Raw genomic sequence first — 14,958 nt, 5'->3', positions numbered from 1 at the left:
CCGGCGGGAATGCGCGGGCGCCCGCGATCGTTGTCGTGGGGAGTCCCACCCCACAACGTTAGGATCGACTGCTCGTGAGCCAGGTCCCCTCCCTCACTCTCAACAACGGCGTCGAAATGCCCCAGCTCGGTTTCGGCGTCTGGCAGGTGCCGGACGACGAGGCCACGAAGGCGGTCACCACCGCCATCGAGTCCGGTTACCGCAGCATCGACACCGCCGCGATCTACCAGAACGAGACGGGCACCGGAAAGGCCATCGCCGCCTCCGGCGTCGCGCGCGACGAGCTCTTCGTGACCACGAAGGTGTGGAACACCGAACAGGGATACGACTCGACGCTGCGCGCCTTCGACGCCTCGCTCGACAAGCTGGGCCTCGACCACGTCGACCTGTACCTGATCCACTGGCCGGTACCGGCCAAGGACGCGTACATCGACACCTACCGGGCGCTGGAGAAGATCTACGCGGACGGCCGCGCGAAGGCCATCGGAGTCTCGAACTTCCTGCCGGAGCACCTGAAGCGGCTGCTCGGCGAGACCTCGGTGGTGCCGGTGCTCAACCAGATCGAGCTGCACCCCCAGCTCCAGCAGGCCGAGTCGCGCGCGCTGCACGCCGAGCACGGCATCGCGACCGAGGCCTGGTCGCCGCTGGGTTCGGGCAAGGGCCTGCTGGAGGTGCCCACGGTCCTCGCGGTCGCCCGCAAGCACGGCCGTACGCCCGCGCAGGCCGTCATCCGCTGGCACCTCCAGACGGGCAACGTGGTGATCCCGAAGTCCGTGACGCCGTCGCGGATCGCGGAGAACATCGACGTGTTCGACTTCGAACTGGACGCCGACGACCTGGCCGCGTTCGCGGCGCTGGACGAGGGCAAGCGGCTCGGCCCGAACCCGGGCGAGTTCAACGCGGGGGCCTGAGCCCCGAAGCGGTACGGGACCGCCGCCCCGGCTCGTGAGCCGGGGCGGCGGTCCCGCCGTGTCCGGGGCCGGGCTCAGGCGCGGCGGCCCAGGTGCAGGGTGCGGGCCAGGAGCAGGAAGGTGTCGGGGCGCCGGTGCAGTCCGGCCGGGTCCTCGGGGTCCAGGAGCCGGTCGAGCACGGCGTTGTCCTCGGCGGTGAGGTGGTCGCCCAGTCCGGCGCGGCGGCGGGTGAAGTCGGCGATGACCTGTTCGCGCGCCGCGTCACCGAGGGGTGCGGGCAGGTCGAGCAGGAAGCTGCGGGTGCCCTGCGGGGTGAGCCCCGCCGCGCCGAACAGGGCCGCCCAGTCCTCCGCCTCCCGCCGGGCGTCGGGCAGTTCGGCGCGCATCTCCTCGAAGAGCTCCGCCTCCACCGCCTCCATCCGGGCTTCGATCCCCGGCCTGCCGAAGCCGAGATCGCGCGGGAGCTGCCGGACCTGGAGCCCGCCCTCGACGAGGGCGACGGTGCCGCCGGGGCGCAGCAGCGCGGCGAATCCGGCGAGGGCGGCGCGCTGGTCGCCCATGTGGTGCAGTGTGTTGCCGGCCCAGATCAGGTCGGCCTCGCCGAGGTCCGGGAGGCCGGCGGGGAGGGTGGCGTGCAGGGTGGTGACGCGGTCGGCGAGCCCGAGTCGCCGCGCGCGGGCGCGGGTGCGCTCCAGCAGGGCGGGGGTGCCGTCGACGGCGACGACCTCCGCCTCGGGGAAGACCTCGGCGAGCAGGCAGGAGATCACTCCGGGGCCGCTGCCGATGTCCAGGAGGCGGCGGACCTTCGGCGCGGTGGGCAGCGAGGCGATCCAGCGGGCCGCCTCGGTGTACTGCTCGCCGCTGATCTCGGCGTTCCGCTCCAGGAGCGGGGCCATGACGTCCCAGTCGGGTTCGGCCCCGCCGCGTCCGTGGCCGTGCCCGGCGGTGCCTTCGTGGTGGAGGCCCTGGTGGCCGTCGTGGTGGGGTCCGTGCCCGGTGTGCTCGCTCATGGGACCAGCCTCACCGCGCCCGGCTCGGCGCGCAATCTTCATTGCCGTTCCGGCAAGGTCCGGCCCCTGCGGTACTCCTGCGGGCTGACGCCCCGTACCCGCTTGAAGGCGGTGCTGAACGCGAATGCCTGGCCGTAGCCCACCTTGCGGGCCACGGCCTCGACCGTGGCATCCGTCTCGCGCAGGAGATCCGCCGCGACGGCGAGGCGGCGGCCGGTGAGGTAGGCCATCGGGGGCTCCCCCACCAGGTCGGTGAAGCGCCGGGCGAGGGCGGCCCGCGACACACCGGTCCTGGCGGCCAGCCCGGCCACGGTCCAGGGGTGTGCGGGCTCGTCGCGCAGCAGCCTCAGCGCCCGGCCGACGACCGGGTCGGCCATGGCCAGGTACCAGGTGGGCGGTTCGGCTCCGGGCCGGGAGAACCAGGTGCGCAGCGCGTCGATGAGGAGCAGGTCGAGCAGCCGGTCGAGCATCGTGCTCTGTCCCGGTTCGTCGCGCGCGATCTCGTTGTCCAGCAGGGTCAGCAGCGGTCCGGTGCGGCCGCCCGGCGGCAGGACGAGCAGCGGGGGCAGCGCGTCGAGCAGCCGCCCGCTGATCTCGCCGTCGAGCAGATACGTACCGACGAGGACGACCGCCGAACCGTCGCGGGCGTTGCCCCAGGTGCGCACGCCCAGTTCCATGGACTGGGACAGCGGCTCGCCGAGCAGCGTCGCGCAGGTGCCGCCGGGGCCGATCCGCGCCCTCGGTTCGGTGCCGGGCCGGTCGGCGACGGTGTACGGGTCGGGGCCCCGGGCCACGGCCAGGTCACCGGGGCGCAGCAGGACGGGTTCCGCCTCGCCCTCGGGCATGATCCACGCCTCGCCGCTGGTCACGGACATCAGGCAGAGCGGGGCGCGGTCCTCGATCCGGACGGACCAGGGCGGCTCCATCACCATCCGCAGCAGGAGAGCCCCACGGGCCCGTGGCCCGTCCAGCAGTTCGGCCAGTGCGTCCATGGTCAGCAGCGTAGACGCAGGCGTAGGTGGCCGAGAGCCTCGGGGATGGAGGGTGCCCGCCGGCCCGGGGAACCTGGGGTCATGGCTGATGAGACGCGGAAGCGGACACAGGAAACCGCCAACACCGCAGCGGTGTTGGTGACGAGCGGGACGGGCAAGACGGGCCGTCGGGTGGTGGAGCGGCTGACCGCGCGGGGCGTGCCGGTCAGGGTCGGCTCGCGCCGGGGCGAGGTGCCGTTCGACTGGGCGGACGAGTCGGGGTGGGAGGCCGCGCTGAGCGGAATGGAAGCGGCGTACGTGGCGTACGCCCCCGATCTGGGGGCGCCCGGGGCGCCGGGGGCGATGACCGCCTTCGGGGAGGTGGCACGGCGGTGCGGGGTGCGCCGCCTGGTGCTGCTGTCGGGGCGGGGCGAGCCGGAGGCGGAGGCCGCCGAGGAGGCGCTGCGGGCGGCCGCCGGGGACGCCGAACTCACGGTGCTGCGCTCGGCGTTCTTCACCCAGAACTTCAGCGAGGGAGCCCTGCTCGGCCCGGTGCGCGCGGGTGTGCTGGCGTTTCCGGCGGGCGACACCGCGGAGCCGTTCGTGGACGCGGACGACCTGGCCGATGTGGTGGTGCGCGTGCTGTGCGGGGAGGGCGGCGCGGGCCGGGTCCACGAGCTGACCGGCCCCCGCGCGCTGACCTTCACCGAGGTGGCCGCCGAGCTCACCGCGGCGACGGGCCGTGAAGTCCGCTATGCGGCGCTGACGGGCGCGGAGTACGGGGAGATGCTGGTCGGGTACGGCGTGCCGGAGGCGGAGGCGGCCTTCCTGGCCGAACTGTTCACGACGCTGCTCGACGGGCACAACGCGGCGGTCACGGACGGGGTGAAGCGGGTGCTGGGCCGCGACCCGAAACCGTTCGCGGCGTTCGCCGCGGAGGCGGCCCGGGACAGCGCCTGGGACGCGTAGGCGGTACGCCTCCGGTGGGCCGGGCCGGGCCGTGCGGGCGGGGGCCGGGCGCGGGGCTCAGCGGCCCGGCCGGCGGCGGAAGGCCAGCAGCCGGTATTCGGGGTCGGCTCGCCGCCGCTCCGGGTCGGGCAGGGCGGTCAGGGTGCGAGCGAGGTCTTCGGCGGCGGCTCCGGGCAGGGCCAGGCGTGAGGCGTAGTAGCCCCGGAGGGCGGCGCCGGCCGCGCCCAGCGGGCTCCGGCCCTGCCCGTGGCCGCGGAAGAAGGCGTCCCCCAGCACATCGAGGCCGGCCTCGGCGGCGTACGCGACGACCAGGTCCGTACCGTCGGACGGGCTGGGTGCCAGGTACGGGGCGAACGCCTCGTCGATGTCGCTGCCCACGTCGTGCGAGGCGTCCTTGTCGACGGTGGTGACGAACACGCCACCCGGCCGCAGCACCCGCGCGGCCTCGGCCACCACCGCCCGCGCCATGCCCTCCTCGCGCAGCAGGTGCAGCAGCCAGACGGCGGTGACCGCGTCGACCGCCGCGCCGGGCAGCGGGAGGCGGCGGGCGTCGGCGAGCACGACGGCTCCGACGCGGTCCCGGGCGACGCGGGCCATGCCGTGCGCGGCGTCGGAGCCGATCACCCGGAGACCGGGGCGGCCGTCCGCGATCCGGCCGGTGACCAGGCCCGTGCCGCAGCCGACGTCCAGCAGGGAGCCGGCCGCGGGCGGCACCAGGCCGAGCACGGCGGCGGCCGCCGCCTCGGCCCGGGGCAGACCGCCACGGGTCGCGTCGTAGCGGGCGGCCTCTTTGTCGTAGTCCAGCACCCGGCCGACCCTATGCCATGACCACGAACACACGTTCCCGGTCAAGGAGTCCGAACCGGCGACCTGTTGTGGCGGGGCGCCGGGGCCGTCACCGCGGTGGCGGGGGGCTAGGACCTGTCTTCAAACTGCCGTCTGCCGGGCGACGACGGCAGTTTGAAGACAGGCCCTACCGTGCGCCGTGCCCGGGGGCCACGGCCGTCACCCTGGCGGCCAGGCCGAGGTCCTTCTCGGTGACCTTGCCGCCCGCGTCGTGGGAGTTCACGGAGAGGGCGACCGTGTCGTAGCCGAGTGTCAGGTCGCTGTGGTGGTTCAACTCGTCCTGGATCGCGGCGACCTGGACGGTGAACGCGGCGGCTGCGAAGTGGGAGGGCAGCCGGTAGGTGCGGGCGATCCGGTCGCCCTCCAGCGTCCAGCCGGGCAGCTCGCGCAGCCGGTCCTCGATCTCGTTCCGCGGCAGCGGTGCTGCGGGCATACGGCGGCTCCCTCACTGGTGGTCGGTACCGGTCGGCGGTGCCGGTGACGTTACGGTCTTCGTATGACAACTGTCGCGCCCGACACGGGGGTAGGGCCGCTGCTGCGCAACTGGCGGGAGCGGCGACGGATCAGCCAGCTGGAGCTGGCGCTGCGGGCCGGCTCCTCGGCCCGGCACATCTCGTTCGTCGAAACCGGCCGTTCGCGCCCCAGCGAGGACATGGTCCTGCGGCTGGCCGAACACCTGGACGTGCCGGTCCGGGAGCGCAACGCCCTGCTGGTGGTGGCCGGTTACGCCCCGCGCTACGCGGAGACCGCGCTCGACGACCCGGCGATGGGGGCGCTGCGCGACGGGCTGGACCGGCTGCTGCGGGGCTATGAGCCGTATCCGGCGTTCGTCGTGGACGGGATGTACACGGTGGTGGCGGCCAATCGGGGGATGACCCGACTGCTGGAGGGGGTGCCGGAGCATCTGCTCGCCCCGCCGCTGAACGCGATGCGCCTGACCCTGCACCCGCAGGGCCTCGCCCCGCGCATCCGCAACCTCCGGGAGTGGCGGGCCGATCTGCTGGCCCAGATGGAGCGGCAGATCGCCCTGGTCCGTTCGGCCGGGCTGCGTGAGCTGTACGAGGAGGTCGCGGGCTACCCGGTGGCGGCGGCCCCGGGCGGGGAGGGGGACTGGGAGCCGCCCTCGTCGTCGGCGCCGTTCGCGCTGCCCCTGGTCATCGAGCACGACGGACGGGTGCTGTCCTTCGTCGCGTCGATCGCCACGTTCAACACGCCGATGGACGTGACGGTGGCGGAGCTGGCCATCGAGACGCTGCTGCCCGCGGACGAGGAGACCGCCGCCCACCTGCGGTCCCTCGCGCCCTGAGAGCCGCCCCCGCGCCGGCCGGCCCGGTGCGGGGGCGGCCCGGTGCGGGGGCGGCCCGGTGGCTACACCCGCGCGCCGTTGTCCTGCGGGTCCCGGTTCCCTGCCCCCTTCCTGGCGCGTGGGGCACGGGTGCGGGCGGGCGGCGGGACCTTGCTGGTGCGTTCCAGCAGAAGCGCGGCCGGTACGGCGGTCATGACCGAGGAGTACGTACCGACGACGATGCCGATCAGCAGGGCGAGCGCGAAGTCCTCCAGGGAGTCGCCGCCGAGCACGACCAGCGCGACGAGGATGAACAGGGCGCCCATCCCGGTGTTCACCGTCCGGGGCACGGTCTGGAGGACCGCCTGGTTCGCCACGGACGCGAGGGGCCGCTTGCGGGCCTTCGCCCACAGCTCCCTGACCCGGTCGAAGACCACCACCGAGTCGTTGACGGAGTACCCGATGACGGTGAGGAGCGATGCCAGGAAGATGCCGTCCACGGTCCGTCCCAGCCAGGCGAACGCCCCGACCAGGATGATCACGTCGTGGATCAGCGCCCCGACCGAGGCCACGGCGAACGTCCAGCGGAACCGGATCGCCAGATAGGCCAGCTGGACGAGTACGGCGATGGTCAGGGCGATCAGCGCGTTGCGCCGCAGCTCGTCGCCGAGGCTGGGGCCGATGAGCTCGTCGCGGACCTTGGTGGTGTCACCGCCCTCGGCGGCCAGGGCGGACCGCAGCTCGTGTTCGCCGTTGTTGTCGAGGTCCCCGGTCCGTACCGAGATGTCGCCGGCACCGGCCGTGGTGACCTCCGCGTCGCCGAACCCGGCGCCTGCCAGGGCGCTGCGCGCGGTCTCCACGTCCACGGGGCGGCTGGTCGAGTACTCGATGAGCCGGCCGCCGGTGAACTCGACGCCGAAGTTCACCCCGCGCACCACGATGCCCGCCACGGCCACCGCGATCAGGACCGCGGAGATCATCAGCCAGCGGCGGGGGCGGCGCATCAGCTGCGGGTCGCGCCGGCCGAGCCAGGTCCGTACCCGGCCCGGGCTCGCGATGCCGTTGATGCCCCGGTAGTCGCCCACGAACCGCGAGCGGGCCGCCGTCTCGGTGAGCGCGCGGGCGATGACGAGCGCGGAGAACATCGACGCGAGGACACCGATACCGAGCGTGACACCGAAGCCCTTGACCGGCCCCGAGCCGAGGAAGAACAGCAGCCCGGCCGCGATGAGCGTCGTCACGTTGGAGTCCGCGACGGCGCTCCACGCGCCCTTGAATCCGGCGGTGAGCGAGGAGGGCAGGGGCCGGCCGGGCCGTAGGGCGTGCTCCTCCCTGGCCCGTTCGAAGACGAGCACGTTGGCATCGACGGCCATGCCGATGGCCAGCACGAAGCCGGCGAGACCCGGCAGGGTGAGGGTGACGCCGAGCCCGACCAGGGCGGCGTACGAGATGACGCCGTAGGCGGCCAGGGCGACGGCGGCCAGCGCGCCGAACAGGCGGTAGACGACGGTGATGAACAGGGCCGTGGCGGCGGCGCCGATGAGAGCGGCGCGGAAGCTGGCGTCGATGGCGTCGGCGCCGAGCGTCGGCCCGACCGTCCGCTGCTCGACGATCTCCACGGGCACGGGCAGGGAGCCGCCCTCGATCAGGAGGGCCAGCTCACGGGCCTCGTCCGCGCTGAAGGATCCGGTGATCTGGGTGGAACCGGAGGGCAGACCCGTTCCGCAGGAGACCGACGGGGAGACCTGGGGCGAGGAGATCACCTGCTGGTCGAGGACGATGGCGACCCGGCGCCGCTCGTCCTGGGCCGGGTGGCAGGCGGCTTCGCCGGTCAGCCGGGTCCAGTCCCGTCCGGCGTCCTTGTGGAAGTCGAGCGAGACGGTCCAGCCCGCGCCCGTCTGGCCGTCGAACTCGGCGGACGCCTTCTTGACGCCGGCGCCGGAGAGCGCGACGGGGCCGAGGGCCAGTTCCCGGCCCTGCTCGTCGGGAAGCGTCAGCCCCTCCTTGCCCTTGTCCTTCTCCTTGTCCTCGGCGCTGTTCGCCGTCCCGGGGCCCTGTACGGCGTGGAAGGTCAGCTGGGCGGTCTTGCCGATGACCTCGGTGGCCTTGCGGGGGTCCTGGACGTCCGGGAGTTCGACGATGATCCGGTCCTCGCCGGACCGGGTCAGGGTCGGTTCCGTGACGCCGAGCGAGTCGATGCGCCTGCGCAGCACCTCCAGAGTGCGGTCGGTGCTCTCGCGGTCGGCCTTCGCGGTGTCGGAGTCCTTGGCCTGGAGCACCATGCGGGTGCCGCCCTGGAGATCGAGGCCGAGTCTGGGTGACATGGTCAGCGTGATGATCACGGAGACGAGCAGTACGGCCGCGGCCAGTACCGCCCGCACCATGGTGGCGCGCGTCATTGCGGGTTTCCTCCGAGGGGCGCCGAGCCGCCCCCGCACCCGTCAGGAGGGTGAGGAGGGCACGGCGGTGATGGGGGGCGGGACCTGCGACAGGTCCCTTGACCGGTGAGGACCGGTCCCCGGAGGTCCGCGCACCCCGGGAAGCGCGACGCGCGGGCGCCCGGTGCCGGCCTGCGGAAGGGCGCCCACGGACCGCAGGACGCGGGGCGGGAGCGGGACGCCGGGCGGGGCGGGGAGCAGCGCGCCGGGGCCCGGCGGCTGGTGCGGCGTACGGGGGTGCTCGGCGGCGGTCCACTGCTCGGTACGCAGCCCCCGGTCGGCGACGGCCGGCACGGGAGCGGTCGCCTGTACGGGGGCCGCTGCCTGTACGGGGACGGCGGCGGAGGTGCGCGGGGCGGCCGACGCCGGCGCGGGCGCCGGGGTGCGTGCCGCGGTGCGTACGGGGAGGCCGGGGGCCGCCGCCGGGGCGGACCCGCCGAGCGCCGCCGTCGCGCGTACGGGCGCGGCCCCCGCGGCGAGGGGTGCGCCGCCCGCGACCGTGAGCACCGCGAGGAGCAGCGCCACCAGGAACCGTCGCGCCGCCGAAGCGGCCGGGGCGGTGGGCCGGTTCCCGGGGTGCGCGTTCCCCGGGGGCGGCCCCGGGAGGGGGGTCACCCGGATCGGCCGGGCAGGGCCGGTGCGGCGGCGTGGCGGCGGAGCACCGAGCTGAGGACCAGTCCGGCGCCGCGCACGACCGTGGTCGCCGGGTCGTCGGCGAGCCGGACCGGGACGCCGAGGCGGACCGCTATCCCGCTGGTGACGTCCGGGCGCAGCGCCCCGCCCCCCGCGAGCAGCGGACCCCGGCGCAGGGCCCCGAGCAGCGCGCCGTGCCGGTCCTGCCGCCACATCGCCATGACCATGTCCAGCACGGCGCGCACGACGGCGGCGGGCGCCTCACCGGGTCCCAGGTCGCTGAGCCCGGTCTCGGCCTGACGCGCGTCGCGCACCAGGCCGCCGACGAGCAGGGTCGCCTCGGTCAGCTCGGCGCCGATGTCCACGACGAGGAGCGGGCCGTTGTCCTGCGGTCCGGCGTACGCGGCGGCCGCCCTGGCGCTGTCCAGGACGATGACGTCCGAGGGGCCGAGCGCGCGGAGCATCTCCCGGGCGGCGGTGCGGTGGCCGGGGCCGGCGAGGACGGGATGGCTGAGGACGATCACCGTGTCGTCGCGGTCGTGCCCGAGGGTCCGGTCGGCGATGCGGGCCAGCATGCGGCCGCACGACTCCGGGTCCACGATCCGCCCGCGCCGGACGGGCCGGCCGTGGCCGTACTCACCGCCGTCGCCGCTCACGGTGTCCGCGACGACGCCCTGTCCGGGAATCCAGGCGCGGGTGCGGGAGCTGCCGAGGTCGAGCGCGAGGCCCCGGGTGGCGCCCCGGTAGTGCCGGTGAACGGAGCGGTCGTGCCGCCGTCCGTCGCGCAGAGAACGCATCGCCCCTCACCCCCGGCCCGCCGCCGCGGCCGTTCGCACACCCAGTGACCCGCTGATCGCGAGGCATGGCCGAGCCCTCACTATGCAATAGGGAGGCAAAGAAAGCCACTCCCAAGCAAAATCGAAGGATGCGCCGACGGCGGTTCAGGCCCGGCGGTACCGGACCGCCACGCGAACGGGTCCCCCGCGCGAAGTCGTCTCCGCGCGGCGGACCCCTCGGCCCGCAGTCCGCGTCACCCCTTGCTCGATCCGAGGGAGAGCCCCGCTATGAACTGCTTCTGGAGCAGGAGGTACACCACCAGGGTGGGGATCGCGGCGATCAGGGCACCGGCCGCGATCAGGTTCTGGTTGGTCACGAACTGCCCTTGCAGGTTGGCCAGCGCCGAGGTCACCGGCCGCTTGTCGCCGGACGACATGAGCGTGATGGCCCAGAAGAAGTCGTTGTAGATCCAGGTCGTCAGCAGGGTGGCCAGGGCGGCGAGGGCCGGTCGGCACAACGGAACCGTGAGGGACCAGAAGCGGGTCCACATGCCCGCCCCGTCCACCAGTGCCGCTTCGTACATCTCGGCGGGGATCGACTTCATGTAGTTGCTCAGCACGAAGACGCAGAAGCCCAGCTGGAAGGCCACGTTGATGACGACCAGCCCGAAGAGCGAGTTGTACATGAGGCCGCTGTCGGCGAGAAAGGACGGCAGCGGGATCTTCAGGTACATCCGGAACAGCGGGGTGATGATCACCTGCTGGGGCAGCAGATTTCCGGCGGTGAACAGGATGAGCAGGGCCACGTTGACCTTGATGTTCACCCGGGTGAGGACGAAGGCGGCCCCAGAGGCCAGTGCGAGCGCGATGACGACCGCCGGCACGGTGATCAGGATCGAGTTCCAGAAGAACCCGCCCATGTTCGACTGGGACCAGGCGTCGGTGAAGTTGCTCAGTGTCAGTTCGTGCGGCAGTGAGACGTAGCCGTACTTGCGGGTGTCCGAGTACGGGCGGACCGCGACGTAGAGCGCGAACAGGAGCGGCAGCAGCCACAGCACCGAGGCGGCGATGAGGAAGACCTGGGAGAGGACCTGGCCCCGTGGGCGCGGTCTGCGCCCGCCGCCCGTCGGCGCCGTGCTCGGCAGGGTCGGGGAGCTCACTGTTTTTCCTCCCGGCGGAAGGTCTGGTGGAGGAAGACGCTGATCGGCACGAGCGAGATCAGCAGGAGTACGACGCCGAGTGCGGACCCGAAGCCGACCCGCTGGGTCTCGCCGACGATGTTGGAGGTCACCAGGACCGACAGCAGCTCCAGGCCGTTGATGCCCTTGTTGGTGATGTAGACGAGGTCGAAGGCGCGGAGCGACTCGATGACGGTGATGACCATGATGACGATGTTGATCGGCCTCATCACGGGGAAGATCACCCGCCAGAACGTCTGCCGGCCGTTGGCACCGTCGATCAGGGCGGCTTCCCGCAGCGTCGGGTCGACCGCCTTGAGGCCCGCCAGGTACAGGATCATCACGTATCCGGCCTGCCGCCAGGTGGCCTCCAGCAGGACGGCCCACAGGTTCAGGTCCGGATCGCCGAGCCAGTCGATGGCGTCGCTGCCCCCGTCGCGGCCGATGACGGTGTTGATCAGTCCGTAGTCCTGGGAGTACACGAACTCCCAGATGATGCCGATCAGGGCCAGCGAGAGCATGACGGGCAGGAACAACGCGCTCTGGTACATGCGGCTGCCCCGGATGTTCCGGTCCAGGAGGACGGCGAACAGCATGCCGAGCGGGGTGGCGATCGCGACGAAGACGCCGAGCCAGATGAAGTTGTGCTGCACCGCCGGCCAGAACTGGGGGTAGTTCGTGGCGGCCTGGTGGTAGTTCTGGACGCCGTTCACACAGCCGTTGTTGAGGATCGACGGCAGGGCGGGGTCACAGGCCTTGGCGTGCAGGCCCCCGACGCCGTTCCAGCGGGTGAACGACAGCAGGACGGTGGTGAGCGCCGGGATCCATATGAAGGCCAGGCTGAGCAGCAGCGGGATGCCGAGCAGCACGGCGACGACGACACGGTCAACGGTGGTCATGTGTCGTATGCGCCGTCTCCGGCGGCCGGCACCGGCCGGGTCTCCGGCCGGTGGGGCCACCCGGCGCGTCCGGGTGAGGGGACTCATCAGGTGTAGATCGCCCTCGCCTGGTTCTCCGCGCTCTTCTGCAGCGCCGCTATCCCGCTGGTGGCGGGGTCGTCGATGAACTTCTGGATGACGGAGATCATCGCGGTGGCCATGGCCGGGTCCGCGTCCCGGTCCATGAACTGCGCGACGGCCTTGCACTTGCCGATCTCGGCGGCCGACTTCTTCTGAATGGCGTTGTACGTCGGCACGTTCACGCCCTGGGCCAGACCGACGTCCCACTGGTCGGTCTTGAGGTACTCCGCCTCGGCCTCACCCGTGCCGATGTATTCCAGGACGGCCTTCGCCCCGGAGGAGTTCTTCGCCTTCTTGCTCAGCATGAAGCCGTCGGTGGGGGCGTCCATGAAGTCCTGGCCCCACTTCGGGTTGATCGCGGGGAAGGGAAAGAAGTCCAGGTCGTCCAGATCCGCCTTGTCGCTGACGAACTGGGCGGCCACCTGGTTGGTGCCCTGGAACATCATCCCGGCCTTCCTGGACTCCAGCGCCTTGGCCGCGTCCTGCCAGACCCGGCCGTTCGCTCCGCTCTGCACGTAGGGCATCATCTCGGCCCAGTGCTGGAAGACGCTGTACACGCCCTGGTCGGTCCACGGGACTTCGTGCTTCAACAGTTTGACGTGGTAGTCGTAGCCGTTGAGCCGCATGTTGAGGATGTCGAACGTGCCGAGCGCCGGCCAGCCGTCCTTGTCTCCGAAGGCGATCGGGATCAGCCCGTCGGACTTCATCTTCTTGCAGAGCGCCATGTACGCGTCCCACGTGGTGGGCACGGTGTAGCCGTTCTTCTTGAACAGGCTCCTGCTGTAGAAGACGACCCACGGATAGTTGTAGAGCGGCACCAGGTACTTGCGGCCGTCCAGCCCCGTGGAGAGCTTCTTGGCGACGTCGTTGAAGTTGCCGCCGATCTTCTCCCACACGTCGTCGATCGGTTCGGCCAGCCCCTGGGCCGCGAAGTACTGCATGCGGTATCCGGCGAACCAGGTGAACAGGTCGTCCGGGGTGCCCTGGAGGTAGCTGGTGATGTTCTGCTGGAAGGAGTTGTGGTCGACCGTGTTGATCTTGATCTTCGTCTTGGTCGCCCCCGCCGCGGAGTCGGTGAGCGCGGCGAACGCCGTCCTGGTCGCCGGATCGGAGTAGTTGGACCCGAAGGTCACCGTGCTCCCGGCCACCGGCCCCGACGACTTGCCGGACTCGGGCTCCGAGTCACCGCAGGCCGCGAGCAGCCCTCCGGCGGCGACGGTCAGCCCGGCCCCGCCCACTCCCCTGAGGAGGGTTCTGCGCGTCGGGGAGCCGACAACACTATCGGGACGATCGACAACCGACATGGTGCCTCCATGGGCGTGACTGGTCGTGGTCGATAGGGCAACAGCCGGAGGATCGGTCCGGCCGGCAGGAATTGCAGATCCAGCTTTTCTCAACAGAAGCGATCAAGTCAGAACGCCAGCTTGATCGCAGAGGTAGTTTTACGCTCGTCACTCGATGGCGTCAACGCTCCCGACACGAGCCGGAACCGGACATTGACCCACCGGTCGCGACGGGGTGACGGAGCTTCAACTCCCGCGCCGAGATGGGGTGCTACCCGGTCGGCGGCCACGTCAGCCTTCGGCAGGGCCCGCGTTGCGGCACAGGGACCGGCGCCGATATCACCAGAACCCAACATCACACCGGCCGGCGACCGCCACCCGGCCCCCACACCACAACATCGGAGGACCACCCTCCGCTTTCCCGGATCCACCCCTTTCGATCAACCTCCCTGAGAGAGCGCTCTCCCGATCACGCCGCAGGTCAACTGGGTTCAATCCGCAGGGAATTGCCGTTCTGCGCGTTCTATTGACATGGCCGCAACACGCTTTTACGTTCCACGGAGAGAGCGCTCTCTCACCTGACCACAACCCATGGCCAGGCCCCCCACTTCCCCGAACAGGAGTGCCGTGCTCTTCTTCCGTCAACGACGTACCGGCGAAGACAGCCACCGCAGAACCCCGCCGCCCAAGCGGTACCGCACGGCGGTGCTCGCCGCCGCCGCGCTCGCCCTCACCTTCCTCCAGGCCAGCACCGGCAGCGCGTCCGCCGGCCCGGCCACCGCCGCGGCGCCCGCCCCCAAGGCGGCCGCCGATGTCGTCCGGGTCGCCGAGTTCCTGGCCGAGTGCCCCTACACCCACCGGGCACCCGACGACCCGATCGTCTTCCCGGGCCTGCCCGGGGCCTCGCACATGCACAGCTTCTTCGGCAACGACTCCACGAACGGCAATTCCGACCTCGCCTCCCTGGAGCAGGCCAGGAGCACGTGTTCACCCGACATCGACCTGTCGTCGTACTGGGTGCCGACCCTGTACGACGGGGACAAGGAGGTCGAACCCACCGGCACGACGTTCTACTACCTGGGTGAGGGCGTCCGGGACGACGTCATCCAGCGCATCCAGCCCTTCCCCCGCGGGCTGCGGATCGTCGCGGGCAACGCCGTGGCGACCGGTCCCGAGGACAACACCATCTCGCGCTGGTCGTGCCTGCACCACGGCGAGGTCAACCCGTCGCACGACTTCGTCAACTGCCCGGCGGACGGGATGCTGGAGTCGTACCTCGACTTCCCGCAGTGCTGGAACGGCACGGACCTCGACTCGGCCGACCACAAGAGCCACATGGCCTACCCGGTCGGCGGCGAGTGCCCCTCGACCCACCCGGTGCCGGTTCCCAAGCTCCGTCAGGTGCTGCGGTACCCGGTCAACGGCGACCCGTCCCGGTTCCGGCTGGCATCCGGTCCCGGATACACGATGCACGGTGACTTCTTCAACGTGTGGCCCGAGGCCGAGATGGCGCAGCGCGTCCGCGACTGCATCAACGCCATCGTGAAGTGCGGGGCCGACGGCACCCCCTGATCACCGCACCCCCGTCCCCCGCCCGTCCGGGGCCCCCGCGGCCCCGGACGGGCTCCGACCCGAGGGA

Annotated in this window: 14 protein-coding genes; 4 read left to right on the top strand and 10 right to left on the bottom strand. The window is 71.9% G+C overall.

The features are described from left to right. Positions 1 to 74 precede the first annotated feature (74 nt). Positions 75 to 911 carry an aldo/keto reductase gene (locus tag P8A18_RS29745; RefSeq protein WP_306059524.1) on the top strand — a complete coding sequence of 279 codons (837 nt, stop codon included), beginning with the start codon at positions 75 to 77 and terminating at the stop codon, positions 909 to 911. A 74-nt stretch (positions 912 to 985) separates the two neighbouring features. On the opposite strand, the gene P8A18_RS29740 is transcribed toward P8A18_RS29745, so the two are convergent. Together P8A18_RS29740 and P8A18_RS29735 are read right to left on the bottom strand one after the other, a co-directional pair. Further along, on the bottom strand, positions 986 to 1,921 hold the full coding sequence (locus P8A18_RS29740; RefSeq protein WP_306059522.1) for a class I SAM-dependent methyltransferase: 936 nt from the start codon (positions 1,919 to 1,921) through the stop codon (positions 986 to 988). Positions 1,922 to 1,959: 38 nt separating this feature from the next. After that, on the bottom strand, positions 1,960 to 2,913 hold the full coding sequence (locus P8A18_RS29735; RefSeq protein WP_306059520.1) for an AraC family transcriptional regulator: 954 nt from the start codon (positions 2,911 to 2,913) through the stop codon (positions 1,960 to 1,962). Positions 2,914 to 2,994: 81 nt separating this feature from the next. On the opposite strand from P8A18_RS29735, the gene P8A18_RS29730 reads away from it, so the two are divergent. Further along, the gene (locus P8A18_RS29730; protein WP_306059518.1) at positions 2,995 to 3,861 is read left to right on the top strand and encodes a Rossmann-fold NAD(P)-binding domain-containing protein; all 867 of its coding nucleotides are present in this window, start codon (positions 2,995 to 2,997) and stop codon (positions 3,859 to 3,861) included. A 57-nt stretch (positions 3,862 to 3,918) separates the two neighbouring features. Here P8A18_RS29730 and P8A18_RS29725 read toward each other — a convergent pair whose 3' ends face one another. Next, complete coding sequence (locus tag P8A18_RS29725; RefSeq protein WP_306059516.1) at positions 3,919 to 4,668, bottom strand: class I SAM-dependent methyltransferase; 750 nt, start codon at positions 4,666 to 4,668, stop codon at positions 3,919 to 3,921. Between the two features lie 166 nt (positions 4,669 to 4,834). Then, positions 4,835 to 5,140, bottom strand: coding sequence for a 4a-hydroxytetrahydrobiopterin dehydratase (locus P8A18_RS29720; protein ID WP_306059514.1), 306 nt, complete (start codon positions 5,138 to 5,140; stop codon positions 4,835 to 4,837). A gap of 63 nt (positions 5,141 to 5,203) precedes the next feature. Here P8A18_RS29720 and P8A18_RS29715 point away from each other — a divergent pair, with 63 nt between their 5' ends. Continuing rightward, positions 5,204 to 6,013: a helix-turn-helix domain-containing protein gene (locus P8A18_RS29715; protein WP_306059512.1), complete on the top strand. Its 810-nt coding sequence runs from the start codon at positions 5,204 to 5,206 to the stop codon at positions 6,011 to 6,013. 62 nt (positions 6,014 to 6,075) lie between these two features. Here P8A18_RS29715 and secD read toward each other — a convergent pair whose 3' ends face one another. The 6 genes from secD to P8A18_RS29685 all read right to left on the bottom strand — a co-directional run bounded on the left by secD (position 6,076) and on the right by P8A18_RS29685 (position 13,340). After that, the gene (secD, locus tag P8A18_RS29710) at positions 6,076 to 8,391 is read right to left on the bottom strand and encodes a protein translocase subunit SecD (RefSeq protein ID WP_306059510.1); all 2,316 of its coding nucleotides are present in this window, start codon (positions 8,389 to 8,391) and stop codon (positions 6,076 to 6,078) included. Between the two features lie 42 nt (positions 8,392 to 8,433). Beyond that, positions 8,434 to 8,955 (bottom strand): hypothetical protein, encoded by a 522-nt coding sequence (locus P8A18_RS29705; RefSeq protein WP_306059508.1) that lies wholly within the window; start codon positions 8,953 to 8,955, stop codon positions 8,434 to 8,436. Between the two features lie 86 nt (positions 8,956 to 9,041). After that, positions 9,042 to 9,860 (bottom strand): rod shape-determining protein, encoded by an 819-nt coding sequence (locus P8A18_RS29700; protein WP_306059506.1) that lies wholly within the window; start codon positions 9,858 to 9,860, stop codon positions 9,042 to 9,044. A gap of 233 nt (positions 9,861 to 10,093) precedes the next feature. Continuing rightward, positions 10,094 to 10,999: a carbohydrate ABC transporter permease gene (locus tag P8A18_RS29695; RefSeq protein WP_306059503.1), complete on the bottom strand. Its 906-nt coding sequence runs from the start codon at positions 10,997 to 10,999 to the stop codon at positions 10,094 to 10,096. Continuing rightward, the gene (locus tag P8A18_RS29690) at positions 10,996 to 12,003 is read right to left on the bottom strand and encodes a carbohydrate ABC transporter permease (RefSeq protein WP_371933731.1); all 1,008 of its coding nucleotides are present in this window, start codon (positions 12,001 to 12,003) and stop codon (positions 10,996 to 10,998) included. Before P8A18_RS29690 ends, P8A18_RS29695 begins: the two co-directional genes overlap by 4 nt. Then, positions 12,003 to 13,340, bottom strand: coding sequence for an ABC transporter substrate-binding protein (locus P8A18_RS29685; RefSeq protein WP_371933730.1), 1,338 nt, complete (start codon positions 13,338 to 13,340; stop codon positions 12,003 to 12,005). Before P8A18_RS29685 ends, P8A18_RS29690 begins: the two co-directional genes overlap by 1 nt. A gap of 570 nt (positions 13,341 to 13,910) precedes the next feature. Between P8A18_RS29685 and P8A18_RS29680 the strand changes: the two genes are divergently transcribed. Continuing rightward, positions 13,911 to 14,891, top strand: a complete 981-nt coding sequence (locus tag P8A18_RS29680; RefSeq protein ID WP_051094619.1) for a DUF1996 domain-containing protein — start codon at positions 13,911 to 13,913, stop codon at positions 14,889 to 14,891. The last annotated feature ends 67 nt before the right edge of the window (positions 14,892 to 14,958 follow it).

It is taken from the genome of Streptomyces sp. Mut1 (assembly GCF_030719295.1).
Taxonomy (GTDB): Bacteria; Actinomycetota; Actinomycetes; order Streptomycetales; family Streptomycetaceae; genus Streptomyces; species Streptomyces castrisilvae.
Note: the sequence above shows the minus strand (reverse complement) of the source record. Positions and strands in the feature narration are given on the sequence as shown.